This window comes from Pseudonocardia sp. NPDC049635, assembly GCF_040659795.1.
Taxonomy (GTDB): Bacteria; Actinomycetota; Actinomycetes; order Mycobacteriales; family Pseudonocardiaceae; genus Pseudonocardia.
In genome coordinates this window covers 97,909-117,091 of the sequence record NZ_JBFAON010000008.1, presented here as the reverse complement: position 1 = coordinate 117,091, position 19,183 = coordinate 97,909, and the positions used below count along the sequence as shown (strand labels likewise).

Annotated in this window: 18 protein-coding genes and 1 tRNA gene; 7 read left to right on the top strand and 12 right to left on the bottom strand. The window is 73.4% G+C overall.

All coding sequences use genetic code 11. From position 1 onward, the window contains the following. Positions 1-31: 31 nt before the first annotated feature. The 3 genes from folP (at position 32) to AB0J24_RS12625 (ending at position 2,318) form a co-directional block, all read left to right on the top strand. Complete coding sequence (folP, locus tag AB0J24_RS12635) at positions 32-898, top strand: dihydropteroate synthase (RefSeq protein ID WP_358679724.1); 867 nt, start codon at positions 32-34, stop codon at positions 896-898. Next, the gene (locus tag AB0J24_RS12630) at positions 895-1,662 is read left to right on the top strand and encodes a dihydrofolate reductase family protein (RefSeq protein WP_358679721.1); all 768 of its coding nucleotides are present in this window, start codon (positions 895-897) and stop codon (positions 1,660-1,662) included. Before folP ends, AB0J24_RS12630 begins: the two co-directional genes overlap by 4 nt. Before the next feature lie 62 nt (positions 1,663-1,724). After that, entirely contained in the window at positions 1,725-2,318 is a 594-nt protein-coding gene (locus AB0J24_RS12625; protein ID WP_358679718.1) for a GNAT family N-acetyltransferase, read from the top strand. A gap of 181 nt (positions 2,319-2,499) precedes the next feature. On the opposite strand, the gene AB0J24_RS12620 is transcribed toward AB0J24_RS12625, so the two are convergent. Then, positions 2,500-3,333: a hypothetical protein gene (locus tag AB0J24_RS12620; protein WP_358679715.1), complete on the bottom strand. Its 834-nt coding sequence runs from the start codon at positions 3,331-3,333 to the stop codon at positions 2,500-2,502. 237 nt (positions 3,334-3,570) lie between these two features. Here AB0J24_RS12620 and AB0J24_RS12615 point away from each other — a divergent pair, with 237 nt between their 5' ends. Further along, positions 3,571-4,716 (top strand): alpha/beta fold hydrolase, encoded by a 1,146-nt coding sequence (locus AB0J24_RS12615; protein ID WP_358679712.1) that lies wholly within the window; start codon positions 3,571-3,573, stop codon positions 4,714-4,716. 12 nt (positions 4,717-4,728) lie between these two features. Here the strand turns inward: AB0J24_RS12615 and AB0J24_RS12610 are convergent, their stop codons facing one another. Next, positions 4,729-5,091 (bottom strand): hypothetical protein, encoded by a 363-nt coding sequence (locus tag AB0J24_RS12610; protein ID WP_358679709.1) that lies wholly within the window; start codon positions 5,089-5,091, stop codon positions 4,729-4,731. A gap of 41 nt (positions 5,092-5,132) precedes the next feature. Here AB0J24_RS12610 and AB0J24_RS12605 point away from each other — a divergent pair, with 41 nt between their 5' ends. After that, positions 5,133-5,678 (top strand): peptidylprolyl isomerase, encoded by a 546-nt coding sequence (locus AB0J24_RS12605; RefSeq protein WP_358679706.1) that lies wholly within the window; start codon positions 5,133-5,135, stop codon positions 5,676-5,678. Positions 5,679-5,997: 319 nt separating this feature from the next. After that, entirely contained in the window at positions 5,998-6,729 is a 732-nt protein-coding gene (locus tag AB0J24_RS12600) for a rhomboid family intramembrane serine protease (RefSeq protein ID WP_358679703.1), read from the top strand. Between the two features lie 118 nt (positions 6,730-6,847). Here AB0J24_RS12600 and crgA read toward each other — a convergent pair whose 3' ends face one another. From crgA to AB0J24_RS12555, 9 genes are all read right to left on the bottom strand, one after another. Beyond that, complete coding sequence (crgA, locus tag AB0J24_RS12595; RefSeq protein ID WP_085914109.1) at positions 6,848-7,108, bottom strand: cell division protein CrgA; 261 nt, start codon at positions 7,106-7,108, stop codon at positions 6,848-6,850. A 188-nt stretch (positions 7,109-7,296) separates the two neighbouring features. Further along, entirely contained in the window at positions 7,297-7,932 is a 636-nt protein-coding gene (locus AB0J24_RS12590; protein WP_358679699.1) for an aminodeoxychorismate/anthranilate synthase component II, read from the bottom strand. A gap of 28 nt (positions 7,933-7,960) precedes the next feature. Further along, complete coding sequence (gene pknB / locus AB0J24_RS12585) at positions 7,961-9,940, bottom strand: Stk1 family PASTA domain-containing Ser/Thr kinase (protein ID WP_358679696.1); 1,980 nt, start codon at positions 9,938-9,940, stop codon at positions 7,961-7,963. 163 nt (positions 9,941-10,103) lie between these two features. Further along, complete coding sequence (locus tag AB0J24_RS12580) at positions 10,104-11,699, bottom strand: protein kinase (protein WP_358679693.1); 1,596 nt, start codon at positions 11,697-11,699, stop codon at positions 10,104-10,106. Between the two features lie 49 nt (positions 11,700-11,748). Next, positions 11,749-13,218, bottom strand: coding sequence for a penicillin-binding protein 2 (locus tag AB0J24_RS12575; protein ID WP_358679690.1), 1,470 nt, complete (start codon positions 13,216-13,218; stop codon positions 11,749-11,751). After that, complete coding sequence (locus AB0J24_RS12570; RefSeq protein WP_358679687.1) at positions 13,215-14,684, bottom strand: FtsW/RodA/SpoVE family cell cycle protein; 1,470 nt, start codon at positions 14,682-14,684, stop codon at positions 13,215-13,217. Before AB0J24_RS12570 ends, AB0J24_RS12575 begins: the two co-directional genes overlap by 4 nt. Further along, positions 14,684-16,033, bottom strand: coding sequence for a PP2C family serine/threonine-protein phosphatase (locus AB0J24_RS12565; protein ID WP_358679685.1), 1,350 nt, complete (start codon positions 16,031-16,033; stop codon positions 14,684-14,686). The genes AB0J24_RS12570 and AB0J24_RS12565 overlap by 1 nt, the downstream gene beginning before the upstream one ends. 137 nt (positions 16,034-16,170) lie before the next feature. After that, entirely contained in the window at positions 16,171-16,641 is a 471-nt protein-coding gene (locus AB0J24_RS12560; RefSeq protein WP_358679682.1) for an FHA domain-containing protein, read from the bottom strand. Between the two features lie 111 nt (positions 16,642-16,752). After that, positions 16,753-18,087, bottom strand: a complete 1,335-nt coding sequence (locus AB0J24_RS12555) for a DUF3662 and FHA domain-containing protein (protein ID WP_358679679.1) — start codon at positions 18,085-18,087, stop codon at positions 16,753-16,755. A 218-nt stretch (positions 18,088-18,305) separates the two neighbouring features. On the opposite strand from AB0J24_RS12555, the gene AB0J24_RS12550 reads away from it, so the two are divergent. Beyond that, a tRNA-Leu gene (locus AB0J24_RS12550) sits at positions 18,306-18,388 on the top strand. A 156-nt stretch (positions 18,389-18,544) separates the two neighbouring features. Here the strand turns inward: AB0J24_RS12550 and AB0J24_RS12545 are convergent. After that, complete coding sequence (locus AB0J24_RS12545) at positions 18,545-19,171, bottom strand: uridine kinase (RefSeq protein WP_358679677.1); 627 nt, start codon at positions 19,169-19,171, stop codon at positions 18,545-18,547. Positions 19,172-19,183: the final 12 nt, after the last annotated feature.

Here is a 19,183-nt window from a genome sequence, read left to right as displayed (position 1 = left end):
AGGTGGCCCGGCCGTTCCGCGAGGAGGACGAGTGCCGAGCCTGACGTTCCGCGGGCGCACCTGGAACCGTGACCGCGCGATGGTCATGGCCATCGTGAACCGGACCCCGGACTCGTTCTACGACCACGGCGTGACCTTCGCCGAGCAGGCCGCCCGGGACCGGATCGCCGCGGTGGTCCGCGAGGGCGCCGACGTGATCGACATCGGCGGGGTACCGGCCAGCCCGGGCGCCGAGGTCACCGAGGCGGAGGAGATCGACCGGGTCGTCCCGACCGTGGAGTGGGCGCGTCACACGTTCCCGGACGTCGTGATCAGCGTGGACACCTTCCGGGCCGGCCCGGCCGACGCCGTGTGTGCCGCCGGGGCCGATCTCGTCAACGACAACTGGGCGGCCGCGGATCCGGCGATCCTCGACGTGGCCGCCCGGTACGGCGCCGGTTACGTCAGCGCGCACACCGACCACGTCACACCGCGCACCGAGCCGCACCGCCCCCGCTATCCGGACGTGCTGTCCTCGGTGATCGGACAGACCGTCGCACTGGCGGAGAAGGCGGTCGCCGCGGGCGTGCCGGCCCCCGGGATCCTGATCGACCCGGCGATCGACTTCTCCAAGAACACCCTGCACAGCCTCCAGGTGCTGCGCGGGATCGACGCGATGGTCGCGACCGGGTGGCCGGTGCTGCTGGCGATGTCGAACAAGACCGTCGTCGGGGAGTCGCTCGACGTCCCGCTGGAGGAGCGGCTCACCGGCACGCTCGCGGCGACCGCGATCGCCGCGGACCGGGGTGTCGCGATGGTGCGTGCCCACCAGGCGCGGGCCACCCGGGAGACCTGCGAGATGGTCGCGACGGTGCGCGGTGAGCGAAACCCGGCGCGTGCGGTGAGACTCCTCGCGTGAACGCGATCCACCAGATCTTCCCGACAGCCGACGCGGGGCCGCTGACCACCGAGGCGCTCGAACGGCTCTACGCCTACCCGGACGACGGGCGTCTGCGGGTGTGCGCCAACTTCGTGTCGAGTGCGGACGGGGCAGTGGAGGTCGAGGGTCGGTCGGCAGGTCTGTCGACGCCGCCGGACCGGGTGGTGCTCCGGCTGGGCACCGACCTGGCCGACGTGGTCCTCGTCGCCGCGGGGACGGCCGTCGCCGAGGCGTTCACCGGGGTGCGCCCTGGGGAGCGGATGGCCGAGCGCCGCCGCCGGTTCGGGCTGTCCGAGGTGCCGGTGACGGCGGTCGTCACCGGGACGGGCCGCTCGCTGCCGCCGTCGGCGCCGGTGCTCACCGACGTCCTGATCCCGACGATCGTGTTCACCTGCGCGGCGGTGCCGGAGAGCGTGCGGGCGAGCTGGACCGATGCCGGCGCGGAGGTCGTCCTCACCGGCGACGGCACGGTGGACCTGCACACGGTCCTCGCCGAGATCGACCGGCGCGACCTGCGCCGGGTGAACTGCATGGGCGGCCCCGGCCTGTTCGGCACCCTCGCCGAGGCCGGTCTGGTGGACGAACTCCGGCTGACCGTCGCCCCGTTCCTGGTGTCCGGTGCTGCGGGCCGGATCGCGCGCGGAGCGGGGATGGACCCGGCGAGGCTGACCCTCCTCAGCGTCGTCGCCGACGACGACACGCTGCTGATCCGGTACGCGATCGGGGATCCTCCGGTCCGCTAGCACGCTGCCGTTCGGGTCACCGGGTGGGCTCGCCGGTCACGGACGGCGACGGGTGCTGCAAGATGACACCCGTGGCCCGGCCCTCGAACACGTTGGCGGACGGTGTGGTAGTCCTCAGCCCCCTCGGTTGGGACGATGTGGAGCCCTACCTCGCCGGGGAGGACGCCGAGCTGGTGCGCTGGTTGAACGGCGGGCCGGGGACCAGGGCGACGGTCCGGGCGCACGTCCGGCGGGCGATCGACCGGTGGGCGGACGACGGGCCCAAGCTCAGCTTCGGCATCCGGGTCGACGGCGGCGCGGTGCTGGCCGGGACGATCGACGCCGAGCTCGACCGGGAGGCGCGCCGGGCCGGACTGGCCTACGGGATCTACCCGGCGTTCCGGCGCCGAGGACTGGCGACGCGCGCGGTGCGGCTGGCGTCGCGTTACCTCGCCGAGCGGGGGGACGTGCTGCGGATCTCGATCGACGTCGACCCGGCGAACGTCCCGTCGATCGGGGTGGCGCGGCGGGCGGGTTTCCGGTTCGCCCGGCACGTCGTGGACGCCGAGGGCGACTTCGACCGGTACGAGCTGGTCGTCCGCGCCCCGGTGGTGCCGGTGCCGCCGCCGACGCCACGGCACGGTCCGTGCCGTCGCAGGCCGGCCGCCGGCCCGTAGGGACGACGGGGCGCGGCCCGCGGCCCGAGCCGGTGGAGACGGCGGGGTGCGGCCCTGGTCCGCGCCGGTGGAGACGGCCACGGCCGCCCGCGCCGCCGTCCCGAGGGGCGGAACGGTCGGTGCGGACGGCAGCGGTGCCGGTCGGGGAGCCCGGCGACCGACGGTCGGGGGATGCCGACGGTCAGATGGTGATGCCGGGGGCCTCGATGTACATGACGCCCGGGATGTCCAGCGTCGGGAGGGACTCGGCGTTCAGCAGCGGCAACGTGTCGGCGGAGGGCAGCGCGTCGGCCGGAGCGTCCAGCGGCAGCGAGTCCAGCGACGGGGCCGGCAGGGTCGAGGCGCTGGGGAGCTCCGGCAACGCCTCCGCGCCCGCGAGCGCGTCGGTCGAAGGCAGTGCGTCCGCCGAGGGCAGTGCGTCCAGCGAAGGCAGCGCGTCCGCCGAGGGCAGTGCGTCCGCGGAGGGCAGTGCGTCCAGCGAGGGCAGCGTGTCCAACGAGGACAGTGCGTCGGCGGAGGGGAGCGCGTCGGCGGAGGGGAGTGCGTCGGCCGGGGCGGCGTCGGACGAGGGCGCCTCCGGCAGATCACCCAGCGCGTCCGCACCGGGCAGCGCGTCGGTACCGGGCAGCGCGTCGGTACCCGGGAGGGCGTCGAGCGACAGCGGTGCGTCGGCCGGAACGGAGCCCAGCGGCAGGGCGTCGGTGGTGGGCAGGGCGTCGGTGGAGGGCAGCTCCAGCAGCCCGGCGAGCGAGTCGCTCGAGGGGAGCCCCGGCAGCCCGGACGCCTGCAGCTCGGGACCCTGGAGCTCACCGAACGTCACCGACGTCGATCCGTTCGAGACGGAACCCGCCCCGTCCGGGGCCGGCAGCGCCTCGGTCACCGACGAGGCGTCGGGAACCCCGGGCAGGTCGGGAATCTCGGCGGCCGAGGCGTGTCCGGCGACGCCGGCACCCAGGACCGCGATGCCCGCACCGGCCATGGAGAGCCGGAGCGCGTTGCGGGCGAGCGAGTTCATTCGCACGTCCTTCCGTACGGAGTGTTGGGGAGCGAAGGGCTGACCCTCCGACGGCGCAACGAGATCCGCACCAGGCGGTTGCGCAACGCAGTGATCATGGACGGGATATCACCCGAACGAGTGGCAACCCGAGAGTGCTCTCGCACGTACGGGGGTAATCGCACGCGGCGTTCCGTGTCCGGAATGCCGGAGTGGTCGGTGTGCGCGCCGGCGCGGCGAGGGAGCAGGATGATCCCCGTGCGCTCGTCCCCGACCCGCCGCCGTCCCGTTCCCGGTTACGCCTCGGCCTCCGTACTGGCCGGTGTCCTCGGTGGCGCCGGGGGAGCGGCCGCCGCCGTCAGCTGGCACTACTCGACGGTCCTGCTGCACCCGTCGGCGCACCCGGGCCGGCCCGAGCGGGTGCTCCGGGCCGGGCCCGGTGTCGTCGAGCTGGCCGCGAACCGGTTGTCGCTCCAACCCGGCGTGTGGGGCCTGCGGGGGCCGGCCGGCCTGAGCGTCGTGGGGCCGGTGCTCGACCGGAGCCGTCGCCGGGTGACCCGCGAGCTGCGGGCGGGCCCCGTCCCGGAGACCGGGCCGGCGGTGCTCGACGCGGGCCCGTTCGATCCGGATCCGAGCGCGCGCGATCTCCCGTTCGACGACGTCGTCGTGCGTACCCCGGTCGGCCCCGCCCCGGCCTGGGACGTCCCGGCGCCGGCCTGGTCCGACGGACGGACCTGGGCGATCTGTGTGCACGGGCGCGGCGGGGCCCGGCGGGAGGCGCTGCGCGTGCTGCCCGCACTGCACGCCGCTGGACTGCGCCAGCTGGTGATCAGCTACCGCGGTGACGGCGCGGCGCCCCCGTCCCCGGACGGCCGCTCGCACCTGGGCGACACCGAGTGGGCCGACGTCGCCGCGGCCGCCGAGCACGCACTGGCCGCGGGGGCCGACCGCCTCGTGCTGGTCGGCTGGTCGATGGGCGCGGCGCTCGGCGGGGCCTTCCTGGACCGCTCCGAACACGCCGCCACGGTGGCGGCGGTGGTCTGGGACGCGCCGCTGCTCGACTGGCGGCGTACTCTGCGCCGGCAGGCCCGCAACCGGGCACTCCCGCCGTCGCTGGCCGGAGTCGCGGCCCGGTTCACCGAACGCCGGATCGGGATCGACCTCGACCGCTTCGACCTGATCCGGAACCCGCCCGCCGTCCGGCCGCCGACGTTGCTGCTGCACAGCGACGGTGACACCGCTGTCCCGGTCGACCTCAGCCGGGATCTGGCTTCCGCCGCGCGGGCGGCGGACTGGCCGGTGACCTACCGCGAGTTCGCCGGGACCGAGCACACCGCCAGCTGGAACGCCGATCCGGACGGTTACGAGGCGACGGTCACGGGTTTCCTGCGCTCCGTGCTCTGAACCCGCCCCGGGTCAGCCGCCCTGCCCGATCGGCTTGCCGTGGATCTGGGACTCCGTGGGTGGGACGGTCGGCACCGGTGTGCCGGGGTCGACCGCGTGCTCGCGGCGCAGCAACGTCGCCCAGGCGTACGCGGCGAGCCCGCTCAGCAGCACGACGGCGAGGATCCACGGTGCCCGGCGGGTGCGGGCCGGGGCCGGGTCGATGGCGGCGGCCAGCGCACGGCGCGCGTCGTCCACCCCGTGCGAGAGGTCGGCGACCCGTGCCGATGCCGTCGAGACGGCCGCCCCGCCCGCGATGCGACCCGCGTCGGCCAGCGTGTGCACGGCCTCGGCGGCGTCCTTCCGGGCCCTGGCTCGCTTGCGGTCGGCTCTCATATCGGACCTGCTTCCCACGGATGCGGCTGCGGACTGGCACGATGGTAGCCGTGACGGAACCAGGAAACGCCAAGACGACGGCCGTCCTGCACACCAACGAGGGCGACATCCGCGTCGAGCTGTTCGGCGACCACGCCCCCAAGACGGTGGCGAACTTCGTGGGACTCGCGGAGGGGTCCAAGGACTACACGGGCCCGAACGCCAGTGGCGGCGACTCCGGACCGTTCTACGACGGTTCGATCTTCCACCGGGTGATCAGCGGCTTCATGATCCAGGGCGGTGACCCGACCGGTACCGGGCGCGGGGGCCCGGGCTACCAGTTCGGCGACGAGTTCCACCCGGAGCTCAAGTTCGACCGGCCCTACCTGCTCGCGATGGCGAACGCCGGCCCGGGGACGAACGGGTCGCAGTTCTTCATCACGGTGGGGCCGACGCCGCACCTCAACCGGCGCCACACCATCTTCGGTGAGGTCGCCGACGCCGAGTCGCGGGCCGTCGTGGACGCCATCGCGCAGACCACCACCGGGCAGGCCGACCGCCCGCTGAACGACGTGGTCATCGAGAAGGTCGAGATCGAGCGGAGCTGAGTCCGCCCTGACCGAGCGACCAGAGCCCCCCGGCCCCGGTTCGTCCCGGGGGCCGCACGAGCCCCCGGGTCCGGCCGGCGCAGGCGGGCAGCCGTACTACCCGGCCCCGCCGGGTTACCCGCAGCCGCAGTGGGGCCCCGGCACCCACGGGCAGGGCCCGCCCTGGCCGGGTGCTCCCGACCCGCCGCCACCTGCGGGCGGTCCGCCACCCGCGTACGGTGGCCCTCCGGTGTGCGCCCGGCACCCGGACCGGCCCACCGGATTGCGTTGCACCCGGTGCGACCGCCCGGCCTGCCCGGAGTGTCTGCGGCCGGCCCCGGTGGGTCAGCACTGCGTCGACTGCCTGGCCGGCTCCGCCCGGACGGCTCCGCGGGGACGCAACGTCGCCGGTGCCAGCCGCGCCGGCCGGCCGGTGCTGGTGCCCGGTCTGATCGCGGCCAACGTCGCGATCTTCGTGCTGACCGTGGCGATGGCCGGCAGCCTCAACGCCAACTACGACTCGGCGCTGTTCCGGGCCGGGGCGCTCGTCCCGGCGGCGGTCGGGCAGGGCGAGTTCTGGCGGATCATCACCTCCGGCTTCCTGCACATCGGTCCGCTGCACCTGGCGTTCAACATGTTCGCCCTGTGGATCATCGGCCGGGAGGTCGAGATGGTGCTGGGCCGGGCCCGGTTCGCCGCCGTGTACGGCGTCTCGCTGCTCGGTGGCTCCGCCGCGGTCATGCTGCTCAGCAACCCGTTGGGGTTCACCGCAGGCGCGTCGGGTGCGGTGTTCGGGCTCATGGGCGCCCTGGTGGTGCTGCTGCGACGGCTGAAGATGCCGGCGGGCCAGGTGTTGACGCTGATCGCGATCAACGTCGGGATCAGCCTGGTCATCCCGGCCGTGTCCTGGCAGGGGCACTTCGGCGGCCTGCTGTTCGGTGCCGCCGTCACCGCTGCGCTGCTCTATCTCGGCGCGGGTTCACCGAACCGGCGGCGGGTCCAGGTGGTCGCGGTCAGCGGTCTCGCCCTGCTCACCGTGGCCCTGATCGCCGTCGGTGCCGCGCTGCTCTGAGTACGGCACCGACGGCGCCGGGTGCATCACCTCAACTGATCACCCAGGGTGCCGAACGGGAGTTGTCCACAACTGTCATCCACAGTGAGGATAACTCACGCGGCTGTATTTCTGCAGGTCAACGCCATCTCATCGTCATGAGGAGGCCGATCACGATGAGTGAGAACCCGATGATGAAATTGCCGTTCCCCAGTGCGGCCATGAACGGGATGGCGGGCGCGGCGAGGTAGTTGACCACCAGCCAGCCCAGCCCGAGGATCCACATCGCGACCATCACGGCGAGGTATGCCGGGTGCGTCGGGCCGGACACCTTCTGCGGGGTGCGGCTCACCGGTGGCGGGGTGTACGCCGCCTTCTTGCGGACCTTCGACTTCGGCATGTGTCGGACCTCGTGGACGTCGTCGCTCGGGCAACAGTGTCCGGCCGGTGCGCCGGCCGGGGGCGGGACCTGCGACGGGGTGACGCACCGGGGAGCGGCCGACCCGGACAGATCCGCCACCACGGTAGCGCGGATAGCGGCCGGACTGCGTCACACGACCGAAACGAACCGGTAGCGGCCCAGGGATCTCAGACGTCGGCGACGAGCCCGGCCATCTCGTCCGAGAGCCGCTGCACGATCTCCTCGGGCACGGTGTGCCCGGCCTGCCCGAGCCAGTTCGCCAGCATCCGGTGCCCGCCCTCGGTCAGCACCGACTCGGGGTGGAACTGGACGCCCTCGACCGGGAGGTCCCGGTGTCGTACGGCCATGATCAGACCGGTCTCGGTGCGGCCGGTGACCTGCAGTTCGGCGGGCAGGCCGTCCGGCGCGATCGTCAGCGAGTGGTACCGGGTCGCGGTGAACGGCGTGGGCAGCCCGCGCAGCACGCCGACGTCGTCGTGGAAGACCAGCGAGGTCTTCCCGTGCAGCAGCTCCGGCGCGCGCTCGACGACCCCGCCCCAGGCGGTGGCCAGCGCCTGGTGGCCCAGGCACACGCCCAGCAGCGGGGTGCCGCGTCCGGCGGCGCGACGGATCACCTCGACGCTGCGTCCGGCCCGCTCCGGGGTGCCCGGGCCGGGGCTGATGAGCACCGCGCCGAACTCGTCGAGCTCGTCGAGCTCGATCTCGTCGTTGCGCCGCACCACCGGGTCGGCGCCGAGCTGGGCCAGGTACTGGACCAGGTTGTAGACGAAGCTGTCGTAGTTGTCGACGACGAGGACGCGCACCGTCCCACCCTCTCCGATAGTGCCGGGATCAGTCGAACGGGAAACCGCGGGAGGTCTCACCGGAGTCCCCGCCGCCGTCGCCGTCGTCGCCACCGGACGCGCGCCCGACGGTGAGCGTCACCTGCTGGCCGTCGGAGGCCTGCGAGCCCCCGCTCGGGTCCTGGCTGAGCACCACACCGTTCTGCGAGGGGTCGGACACGTCCGTGGTCTGGATGGAGAACGACAGCCCCGCCTCGCGCAGGGTGTTGACCGCGTTGTCCACCCGCTGCCCGACGACGTTCGGGATCTGGGTCTGGTTGCCGCGGCTGACCTGGATGGTGATCGTCTGGTCCCGGGCCACCCGCGTCCCGGCGGACGGGTCGGTGCCCACCACCGCGCCCGCGTTGCCGCCGCCGTCGACCTCGCTGGTCTCGATCGAGGTGAAGCCGGCGTTGCGCAGCGCGGAGCGGGCCTCCTCGGCGGAGCTGCCGGACACGTCCGGCACCGCGATCGTCTGCTGCTCGCGCCCGATGACCAGCGACACCGACGAGTTGCCGGGGACCCGCTGGCCGGGACCCGGATCGGAGGAGATGACCCGGCCGACCTGGCTCGAGTCGGAGGTGTCCTGCTCGGTCCGCCCGCCGACCTGCAGACCTGCCTCGCGCAGCAGTGCCTCGGCCTCCTCCGGCGTGCTGCCGGCGAGCGACGGGACCGTGACCTCGGCCGGGCCGGTCCCGACGAACACGGTGACCCGGCTGTTCTCCGGGACCTGGTTGCCGCCGCCGGGGTCGGTACGGACGACCTGCCCGACCTGCGCGACGTCGGAGGGCTGGTTCTCCTGGGCGAACAGCAGCCCGGCGTTGGTGATCGTGATGCGCGCCTGGTCCGGGGTCTGGCCCAGCACGTCCGGCACCGCGACCTGGGCCGGCGCGGAGCTGGAGAACATCTGGTAGCCGACGAAACCGAGCAGACCGAGCACGGCGAGCACGACCAGCCACAGGGCGACCTTGCGGCCGCGGCCGGAGCGGGGTTCGTCGTCGTAGTCGGCGTACCCGCCCGGCATGACGTGCCGGCCGGTCGGCGGCCCGCCACCGCCGTCGAGACGCCGGGTCGCCATCGCGGCGGTGGCGTCGTCGTGCGCCATCATCTGGGTGCGCTCGTACTCGCTCATCACCAGTGGCGCGTGCACCGGCTCCCCGTTGCGCACCCGGATCAGGTCGGCCCGCATCTCGGCGGCGGACTGGTAGCGGTTGGCGGGGTTCTTGCTGAGGGCCTTCAGCACCACCGCGTCCAACGCCGGTGGCACCGACGGGTTCAGCTCGGACGGCGCCCGCGGGTCCTCCCGGACGTGCTGGTAGGCGACCGCGACCGGGGTGTCACCGGTGAACGGCGGCTCACCGGTGAGGAGCTCGAACAGCACGCAGCCCGCGGCGTACACGTCGGAGCGGGCGTCGACGGCCTCACCACGGGCCTGTTCCGGGGAGAGGTACTGGGCGGTGCCGATCACCGCGGCGGTCTGGGTGACGTTCTGGCCCTCGCCCAGCGCGCGGGCGATACCGAAGTCCATGACCTTCACGGCGCCGGCGCCGTTGATCATGACGTTGGCCGGCTTCACGTCCCGGTGGATGATGTTGTGCCGGTGTGAGAAGTCGAGCGCCGCGCAGACGTCGGCCATGACCTCGACCACCCGCTGCTGGCTCATCGGACCGGTGGTCTTGACGATCTCGCGCAGCGTCTGCCCGTCGACGAACTCCATGACGATGTAGGGCAGCGGCCCGAACTCGGACTCGATCTCACCGGTGTCGTAGACGGCGACGATCGCGGGGTGGTTCAACGACGCCGAGTTCTGCGCCTCGCGCCGGAACCGGAGCTGGAACTGCGGGTCACGGGCGAGGTCGGCGCGCAGGACCTTCACCGCCACGTCCCGGCCGAGCCGGGTGTCGAGGCCGCGGTGGACCTCGGACATGCCGCCGTAGCCGAGCGGGTCGCCCAGCTCGTAGCGCTCGGAGAGCAGTCGCGGTGTCGTCATCGGTTGAGGTTCCCGTAGTCAGTGGGCCGTCGGGGGATCAGTGGGCCGTCGGGGTGCCGCCGGGGAGTCGGTGAGCCGCCGGAGACGTACTCATCATGCAGGTCGGCGGAGCCGATCATCGTGGTGCGGTCGTCACATGCGCCGGACCGCCCGTTCCGTGGGGTCACCGGGGGACCTCCGGTCCCCCGAGGGACGGCGTGACGGTGAGCGGGGCCCGGCCGCCCGCCGGCCCCGGCCGCTCCGCCACCGGCCCGGCGGCCTCGGCGACGGTACCCGGCCCGGTGCCGAGCGGCTCGGTTCGGTCGCCACCCGGCGACGTCTCGCGGAGGATCATGATCGCGATCAGCACGGCGGCGAGGGTCAGCAGCACGAACAGCACCGCCAGCCACGCCTTCACCCGGCCGGAGCGGCGCGGGGTGAGGTCCAGCGGTCCCGACGGGTGCTGCTCGACCGGGCGGTCCGCCGCCTCGTGCCTGCGCACCGGCGGCCGGGTGGGCACCGGACGCTGCAACCCCGGGGCCGCCGGTCCCGGTCGCCCCGGCAGGTCGTGGCCGGGGGACCCGGGCCGGCCGGCGCCACCCGGACGCGCGGCGTGCTGCGGTCCGCGGGCCGGCGCCCCGTACGGAGGTGAGCCCGGCTGGGCGGGCGGGGGCACCGGGAGCGGCCCGGACGGGCGGGCCGGCAGGTCGGCGCCCGGGCGGCGCTGCGGCCCGGACGGAGGCTGCCCGGTCAGCGGACGCGGCCCGGACTCCGGGCGCGACCCCTCGGCCGCGGAACCCTGGTCGGCGCCGTGCCGGGGTGAACGGGGCATCCGGCCGCTGTCGGGCCCGCGTCGCGACCGGTGATCGGACCGTTCCTCGTCGTCACGACGGAAGCCGGGGGCGTCACCGGTGGGAGCCGGGATCCCGGCCGGTGGCGGCCGGTGCCCGCGGCGCACGGCGGCGACCGCGTCGGCGAACTCGGCACCGTCGGCGTAGCGCTCGGCGGGGTCCTTGACCAGCACCGAGGAGATCAGCTCGCGGACCCGCTCCGGGATCTCGCCGGGCAGCGGCGGCGGCTCGTCGCGCACCTGCATCATCGCCACCGCGACGGCGCTCTCCGCGCGGAACGGGCGGACCCCGGCGAGGCACTCGTACCCGACGACGCCGAGCGAGTAGACGTCCCCGGACGGCCCGGCCTCCTCGCCGGAGGCCTGTTCCGGCGCGATGTAGTGCGCGGTGCCCATGACCATCCCGGAGCGGGTGACCGGGACGGCGTCGGCGGCCTTCGCGATGCCGAAGTCGGTGAGCTTCACGATGCCGTCGGTGCGCAGCAGGATGTTGCCGGGCTTCACGTCCCGGTGCACGAACCCGCGCTCGTGCGCGGCGTGCAGCGCGCGGGCGGCCTGCTCGAGGATGTCGAGCGCTTCGTCCGCCGGGATCGGCCCGCGACCGATCCGGGTCGACAGCGGCTCGCCGCGGACCAGCTCCATCACCAGGTAGGCGGTGCGCCCGCCACCGTCGGGGGCGTCGTCCTCGCCGTAGTCGTGCACCGAGGCGATGCCACCGTGGTCGAGCGAGGCGACCGTGCGCGCCTCGATCCGGAACCGGTGCAGGAACTCGGGATCGTCCGACAGCTCCGACTTGAGGACCTTGACCGCCACGCTCCGGCCCAGCCGGGTGTCCGAGGCCTCCCAGACCTCACCCATCCCGCCGACCGCGATCCGCCTGTCCAGCTGGTACCGCTCGGAGATCAGCTGTCCGGCTGCCAGCGCGCTCATGGTGCCGCCGGGGGCCTGCGCCGGACCGGGCGCCCGGTGCGCCCCGGGCTCACTGGGCGTCCCGGAGCGCTTCGGCGATCACGGCCCGGCCGATGGGCGCGGCGATCGACCCGCCGGTCGCTTCCTGCGCGCGGTTGCCGCCGTTCTCCACCAGCACCGCGACCGCGACCCGCGGGTTCTCCGCCGGGGCGAACGCCACGTACCAGGCGTGCGGAGGGGTGTTCTTCGGGTCGGTGCCGTGCTCGGCGGTGCCGGTCTTGGACGCGATCTGCACGCCGGTGATCTTGCCGCCGCCCTGGGTCCGGTCCTCCGCGCCGATCATCAGTTCGGTGAGGGTCCGGGCGACGTCGGCGGGCACGGCGCGGGCCAGCCGGTCCGGCTGGGTCGTGTCCACGGTGTCGAGGGACTGGCTCTGGATCTCCCGGACCAGGTGCGGCGCCATCGTCTGGCCGCCGTTCGCGATGGAGGCGCCCATCATCGCCAGCTGCATCGGCGTGAGCCGCACGTCGCGCTGACCGATCGCGGACTGCTGGGTGGAGGGGACGTCCTCCATCGGGCCGACCTGGGATGCCGTCACCGGCATCGGGATCTGCAGGTTGGAGCCGCCGATCCCGAACGCCTCTGCCTGGGCGCGCAGGGTGTCCGCGCCGAGCTCCTGGCCCAGCTGGGCGAACGCGGTGTTGCAGGAGCGGGCCAGTGCCTCGGCGAGCGACGCGGTGTCGCCGCTGCCGCAGGCCGAGCCGTTGTAGTTCTCCAGCGTCGTGGTGGAGTCGGCGAGCTGGATGTTGCGGGCCGCGGTCAGCCGGCTGTCGGGGGTGTAGCCGTTCTGCAGCGCGGCGGCCGTCGTGACCAGCTTGAACGTCGAGCCGGGCGGCTCGATCTCGTTGATCGCCCGGTTGGTCAGCGGGTTGGGGTCGGCGTTGTTGTACTCGCGCCAGGCCGCCTGCTGCTGGTCGGCGTCGGGATCGGCGAGCCGGTTCGGGTCGAACGACGGGGTGGACGCCATCGCCAGGATCGCACCGGTCTGCGGCTCCAGCGCGACGACGGCGCCGGTGAAACCCTGGGCGTCGAGCCGGTCGTAGGCGACCCGCTGGACGTCCGGGTCGATGGTGGTGACGACATTGCCGCCGGCCGGGTCGCGGCCGGTGATCAGGTCCGACATCCGGCGGACGAACAACCGGTCGTCGGTGCCGTTGAGCACCTCGTCGGCGGAGCGCTCCAGGGCGCCCTTGCCGTAGACCGTCGACAGGAAACCGGTGATCGGGGCGAACGCCGGGCCCGCCGGGTACTCGCGGGCGTAGCGCAGCCTGCCGTCCGACTCGACGCTGCGCGCGAGGACCTCGCTGCCCGCGGTGATCTGGCCGCGCTGGCGCGAGTACTCGTCGATCTGCGAGCGCTGGTTGCGCGGGTCGTCGCGGTACTGGCCGGCCATCACCACCTGCACGTAGGTGAGGTTCGCGAGCAGCGCGACGACCATGACCATCACGGCGAGGGCGACACGGCGGACCGGGCGGTTCACGGGTCGCTCCTCTCCGGGGGTACGGGTGCGGGGCCGGTGCCGCCGCCGGGCCGCGCCACGAGCTCGGTGCTGGCCTCGGCGATCGGGGCACGCGGCTGCGCGGGCCGCTTGGGCAGCGGCGCCCTGGCGACGTGCGAGATGCGCAGCAGGATCGCCACCAGAGCGTAGTTCGCCAGCAGCGACGACCCACCGTAGGACAGGAACGGCAGGGTCAGCCCGGTCAACGGGATCAGCTTGGTCACTCCGCCGATCACCACGAAGATCTGCAGTGCCACCGAGAACGACAATCCGGTCGCCAGCAGCTTGCCGTAGGAGTCGCGCACCGCCAGCGCGGTACGCAGGCCGCGGGTGATGAGGACCAGATACACGATCAGGATCGCGGCCAGCCCGATCAGGCCCAGCTCCTCACCCAGTGAGGAGAAGATGAAGTCGGACTCGGCGAACGGCACCAGGTCGGGTCGGCCCGCGCCCAGCCCGGTCCCGCCGACCCCGCCGGTACCCAGCCCGAACAACGCCTGGGCGAGCTGGAACCCACCGCCCTCGTAGTCGGCGAACGGGTCCAGCCAGATCTGTACCCGGACCCGCACGTGGCCGAACAGCTGGTAGGCGATCACGGCTCCGGCCGCGAACGCGGTCAGCCCGATGACCATCCAGGACACCCGCTCGGTCGCGGTGTACAGCAGCACCAGCACCAGGCCGAAGATCAACAGCGAGCTGCCCAGGTCACGCTGGAACACCAGGACGCCGACCGACAGCCCCCAGGCGGCGAGCAGCGGCGCCATGTCACGGGCGCGCGGGAGCTCCATCCCGAGGAACCGGCGGCCCGCGGTGGAGAGCAGGTTGCGCTTCTGGACCAGGTAGGCCGCGAAGAAGATCAACAGCAGGATCTTGGCGAACTCACCCGGTTGGATGCCCGGGCCGCCCGGGATGCGGATCCACAGCTTCGCGCCGTTGACCTCGGAGATCGACGAGGGCAGCACCCCCGGCAGCGCGAGCAGCACCAGGCCGACGAACCCGGCCGTGTAGCCGTAGCGGGCCAGGGTCCGGTGGTCGCGCAGGAAGTACAGGACGAGCGCGAACAGGGTCAGCCCGGCGACCGTCCAGGTCATCTGCGCGGTGATCAACCCGGACGGGGCCTCGCGGCCGAGCAGCTCGGCGCGGGCCGCCCTGGCCAGGTCCAACCGGTAGATCATGACCAGCCCGATGCCGTTGAGCAGTGCGACCGAGGGCAGGATCAGCGGGTCCGCGTACGGGGCGAGCCAGCGCACCGCGACGTGCGCGAGCGCGAACAGCACCAGGTAGGCGAGCCCGACGAACAGCAGGTCGGTGGTGAGCGACTGCTCCTGGTTCGCCTCGACGAGTACCAGCGCCCCGGTCGTCAGCACCGCCGCCAGACCGAGCATGAGCAGCTCGATCCCACGGCCGGTCGGGGTGGTCGGCTCCGCGGCGGAGCCCTCCCTGACCATCAGCCGTCGAGCCGGCAGTTCCGGCCCGGCTCGGGGGTCACCGTCGGCAGCGGGGTGGTGGTCACCGGCGGCGCCCCCGGCTCGGGGGGCGGGGCGACGACCACCGGCGCGGGCGGCGGGTTGAGCGTGGAACAGAGCGGCAGCATCCGCTCACGCAGCCGGTCCACGGTCTCCCGCGCCCCGGCCTCGCCGTCGTCGGACAGGATGCCGTCGGAGACCTGGCCGCGCACCGTCTGGGGCAGGTCGTCGAGCGCGATGTCCGAGCGCTCCGCGACCCGCTGCAGCGGCACGCCCAGCACGTTGCCGCGCACCCCCTGGTAGATCGCGACCTGCCCCTGGTCGACGGCGACGTAGTACTGCTGCAGCACCATCGCCCGGGCGACGAACAGGCCGGCCACCAGTACGGCGAGGACCGTCAGCACCGCCAGCACCGTCCGCAGGCCGCGGCGGCGCCGCGGTTGTTCGGCCCGGGCCGGCTCCAGCCGGACCGGCTCGGTCCGCGGCAGCGTCGTCGCGGCGGCACGCTGCGCGGACGTGTGCGGCACCCGCTCGTCGCGCTGGTAGTCGCCGTCACCGGCGCGCGGGTTGCGCCCGGCCGAGCCGCCGATGATCGGGGCGTCGTCGGCGTAGTCCACGTCCACCACGTCCGCCACGATGCACGTGATGTTGTCCGGTCCGCCACCGCGCAACGCCAGCTCGATCAGCCGGTCGGCGCACTCGCGCGGGTCGGGGTAGTCCTCCAGCGTCTGCCGCAGCGTCTCGTCGCTGACCGGCCCGGACAGGCCGTCCGAGCAGAGCAGGAACCGGTCCCCGTCGCGGGCCTCGCGGATGGACAGCGCCGGCTCGACGTCCTGGCCGGTGATGGCGCGCAGCAGCAGCGAGCGCTGCGGATGGGTGTGCGCCTCCTCCTCGGTGATCCGGCCCTCGTCGATCAACGACTGGACGAACGTGTCGTCCTTGGTGATCTGGGTGAACTCGCCGCCGCGCAGCAGATAGCAGCGCGAGTCACCGACGTGCACCATGCCCAGCCGCGATCCGGCGAACAGGATCGCGGTCAGCGTGGTGCCCATGCCCTCCAGATCGGGCGCCTCGGCGACGTGCCGGGAGATCGCGTCGTTCCCGTCGTGGGTGGCGTCGCGGAGGTCGGCGAGCAGGTCGTCACCGGGTACGTCGTCGTCGAGCGGGGCCAGGGCGGAGATCACCAGCGACGAGGCGACCTCGCCTGCGGCGTGCCCGCCCATGCCGTCGGCGAGCGCGAGCAGCCGCGGACCGGCGTAGACGGCGTCCTGGTTGTTCTGCCGGACGAGTCCGCGGTCGCTGCGGGCCGAGTAGCGCAGAACCAGTGTCACGGGGCGGCTCCGGCTTCGGTCGGGGCACGTCGGGGCGATCCCGCGCCGCGGGACCGGTCGAGCGGCCGCGGCACCGGGGGAGCGGGCGGTCGCGGCGGGTTCGTCATGGTCGTTCGCTCATCTGCAGTCCGAGCGCGTCACGATCGGAGCTCGATCACCGTCTTGCCGATGCGGACCGGCGTCCCCAGAGGGACCCGGGTGGGCCCGGTGACCTTAGCCCGTTCCAGATAGGTGCCGTTCGTCGACCCGAGATCCTCGACGTACCAGTCGTCGCCCTGCTGGGAGATGCGGGCGTGCCGGGTGGAGGCGTAGTCGTCGTCGAGCTTGAGCGTGGAGTCATCGGCGCGGCCGATCAGGATCGGCCGCGAGTCGAGGGTGATCCGGCTGCCCGCCAGCGGGCCCTGGGTGACCAGCAGCTGCCGGGCGACCTTGCCGCGGCCGGCGCCCCGTGCCCGGCCGGCCCTGCCCCCGATCCGGCCGGGGACCGCCGCCTTGAGCCCGGACGCCGCGTACAGGTCGGAGCGGACCACCTGCAGTGCGAGCAGGACGAACAACCAGAGGAGAGCCAGGAACCCACCTCTGGTCAGCTGGAGCACCAGTTCCGGCACGTAGCCCGTTCGCCCTTCTCGCGGTTCCCGCACGAACCGCCCGCCCGGGTGATCACCGGGCGGGCGGCCGATGCCGTCTGTGGTCCAGTCTGACGTGCCCTCGCGGCGCGCTCAGCCCTGGGTCCGGAAGACCAGGCTGGAGTGCCCGACACGGACGACGTCACCGTCGGTCAACTGGCACGACTGGACCGGCGAGTTGTTGACCGTGGTGCCGTTGGTCGAACCCAGGTCGTTCAGGGTCGCGACCTGCCCGTCCCAGGTGACCTCCAGGTGCCGGCGGGAGACCCCGGTGTCGGGCAGCCGGAAGTTGGAGTCCTGGCCGCGCCCGATGACGTGGGTGCCCTCGGTCAGCTGGTAGTTGCGGTTCGACCCGTCGTCCAGGATCAGCATCGCGGTCAGCTGCTGCGGGGCGCCCCAGCCTCCCTGGGCCGGCGGGTAGCCGCCGTCGTAACCCTGGTCGTAACCGCCCTGCTGCGGGTAACCCGGCTGCTGGCCGTATCCGGGCTGGCCGTAGCCGCCGTCGTAGCCCTGGTCGTAGCCGCCCTGCTGCGGGTAGCCGGGCTGGGCGTAGCCCTGGGGCTGGCCGTAGCCGTCGTAACCCTGCTCGTAGCCCTGCTGCGGGTAGCCGGGCTGCTGTGGGTAGCCGCCGTAACCCTGGTTCGGGTCGGCGTACCCGGGCTGGTTCGGGTCCGCGTAACCGCCCTGCTGCGGGTAGCCGCCCTGCTGCGGGTGGCCGGGCTGGCCGTACTGGTCGTACCCGCCCGGCTGCTGGCCGTACTGCGCGCCGCCCTGCTGCTGGTACTGGTCGTAACCCGGCTGCGGGGCCTGGCCGTAGCCGCCCTGCTGGCCGTACTGGCCGTACTGGTCGTACCCGCCCTGCTGCTGGCCGTACTGGGCGCCGCCCTGCTGACCCTGCTCCTGGTCGTACCCCGGAGGCGCGTAGGTCTGCTGGCCGTATCCGCCGGGGGCGCCCCGGTCGTATCCGTACTGCCCGTTGTCCTCGGGGTGGCCCGGTTGCTGGCTCATGGGTGCTTCTCCTGCGGTGCGTGCTCCGGTGGCGGCCCGACGGGAAGCGTCGGGATCGACAGCGGAGCGGGTGCGGAACTGTCCCGTGTGCAGCGCCTCGGAGCGCTCCAGGAAGACTACGACCTCACCGTAGGTGTCCCATCCCTGGTCGGTGAGTTCTTTCGCCACGTGCGAGGACAGGGATCGGACGACCCCGTCCTCGTCGCCAGCCATCCGGTCGAGATCGCTGGGGCTGAGCAGCACAGTGAACCGGTTGGGTGCCAGCAGGCGACCCCCGGCGAGCTGCTCGACGTTGTCCTCGGCTTCCCTCAGCAGCGCCTGTGCGACTTCCTGTGGGACGACGCTGCCTCCGAAGACCCGCGCGAACGCATCGCCGACGAACCCCTGAAGACGGCGCTCGAAGCGATCCACGCGGCCCAAATGATCTCCTCCGTCCGCATCGGCGTGTCGGTGATGTGTCGCCGATCGTATCTGTGCTATCCGGGGGACCTGGCGGCGCCCGACCGAACCGGCCCGCCACCTCACCGTGTCCCCTCTCCGATGTACCCCTGTTGCTTGCATCGCGCATCCGCCCGTCCCTGCACGGACCCCCCTGCGCGGGCCCTCCGGGCGGGGTGCTAACTTTTCTTCGTCGCTCCGGGCGAGTGGCGGAATGGCAGACGCGCACGGTTCAGGTCCGTGTGTCCGAAAGGACGTGAGGGTTCAACTCCCTCCTCGCCCACACTTTCACCTCCTGGTGGAGATCTTCCTCCCCGGCCGTCAGGATCGCCACCGCGCGATCGGTGGTGCAGGGCCACCCGACGGTGTCTCCGTCCGATCCGGACCCGAACCGGCTCGGCCCTGTGTCGGCCCTGTGTCGGCCCGGGTCGTGCGCCGATCAGGCGTCCCGCAGCGCCGGACGGTCCGGATGATCGGCCATCACCAGCACGTCGGCGTACCCACCGGGGTCGCCCTCGTCGTCGTGACGCGCGTAGGCGGCCGCGGTCCACCTCTCGTCGGGATCCAGCCGCCGCTCCAGCGCGGCCCGGCTCATCCGCAGGTGCACGGTCAGTTCCGCGGGCAGGCCGCGGCCGAGCAGCCGCCCACCGGCCAGCAGCACGACGGCATCCGCTCGCAGTGACACCGGCTCGTCGCGGAACGCGCGGTCCCGCCGCCGGTCGCGCAACCGGGGCAGCACCCGGCCCGAGCCGCCCGGGCCGCCGGGTACGAGCACCTCACGGCGCAGTGCCGGCTCGTCGAGCCAGCCGTCCAGGAACATGGCGACGTCGGTGCGGCCACGTTCGAGCCGGACCGATGCCGGGCGGAGGAAGTCGTCGGCGTCGACGGCGAGGGCATCGCGGCCCCGGGCCCGCAGCAGTTCGGCGACCGTGCGGGCCAGCGGCAGCGGACCGGTCGGCGGCGGGCCGTCCACGAGTACCCGCACCCGTCCGGTGTGCTCGGTGATCCGGTCCACCAGGTGCCCGGCGAGCCCGTCCGGGCCCACCGGGCGGAAACCACCCGCCACTCGTCCTCCCGG

Coding starts and splice junctions, on each gene's coding strand:
- AB0J24_RS12625 (WP_358679718.1), top strand. CDS start 1,725: ATGACACCCGTGGCCCGGCCCTCGAACACGTTGGCGGACGGTGTGGTA.
- AB0J24_RS12620 (WP_358679715.1), bottom strand. CDS start 3,333: ATGAACTCGCTCGCCCGCAACGCGCTCCGGCTCTCCATGGCCGGTGCG.
- AB0J24_RS12610 (WP_358679709.1), bottom strand. CDS start 5,091: ATGAGAGCCGACCGCAAGCGAGCCAGGGCCCGGAAGGACGCCGCCGAG.
- AB0J24_RS12605 (WP_358679706.1), top strand. CDS start 5,133: ATGGTAGCCGTGACGGAACCAGGAAACGCCAAGACGACGGCCGTCCTG.
- crgA (WP_085914109.1), bottom strand. CDS start 7,108: ATGCCGAAGTCGAAGGTCCGCAAGAAGGCGGCGTACACCCCGCCACCG.
- pknB (WP_358679696.1), bottom strand. CDS start 9,940: ATGACGACACCGCGACTGCTCTCCGAGCGCTACGAGCTGGGCGACCCG.
- AB0J24_RS12580 (WP_358679693.1), bottom strand. CDS start 11,699: ATGAGCGCGCTGGCAGCCGGACAGCTGATCTCCGAGCGGTACCAGCTG.
- AB0J24_RS12570 (WP_358679687.1), bottom strand. CDS start 14,684: ATGGTCAGGGAGGGCTCCGCCGCGGAGCCGACCACCCCGACCGGCCGT.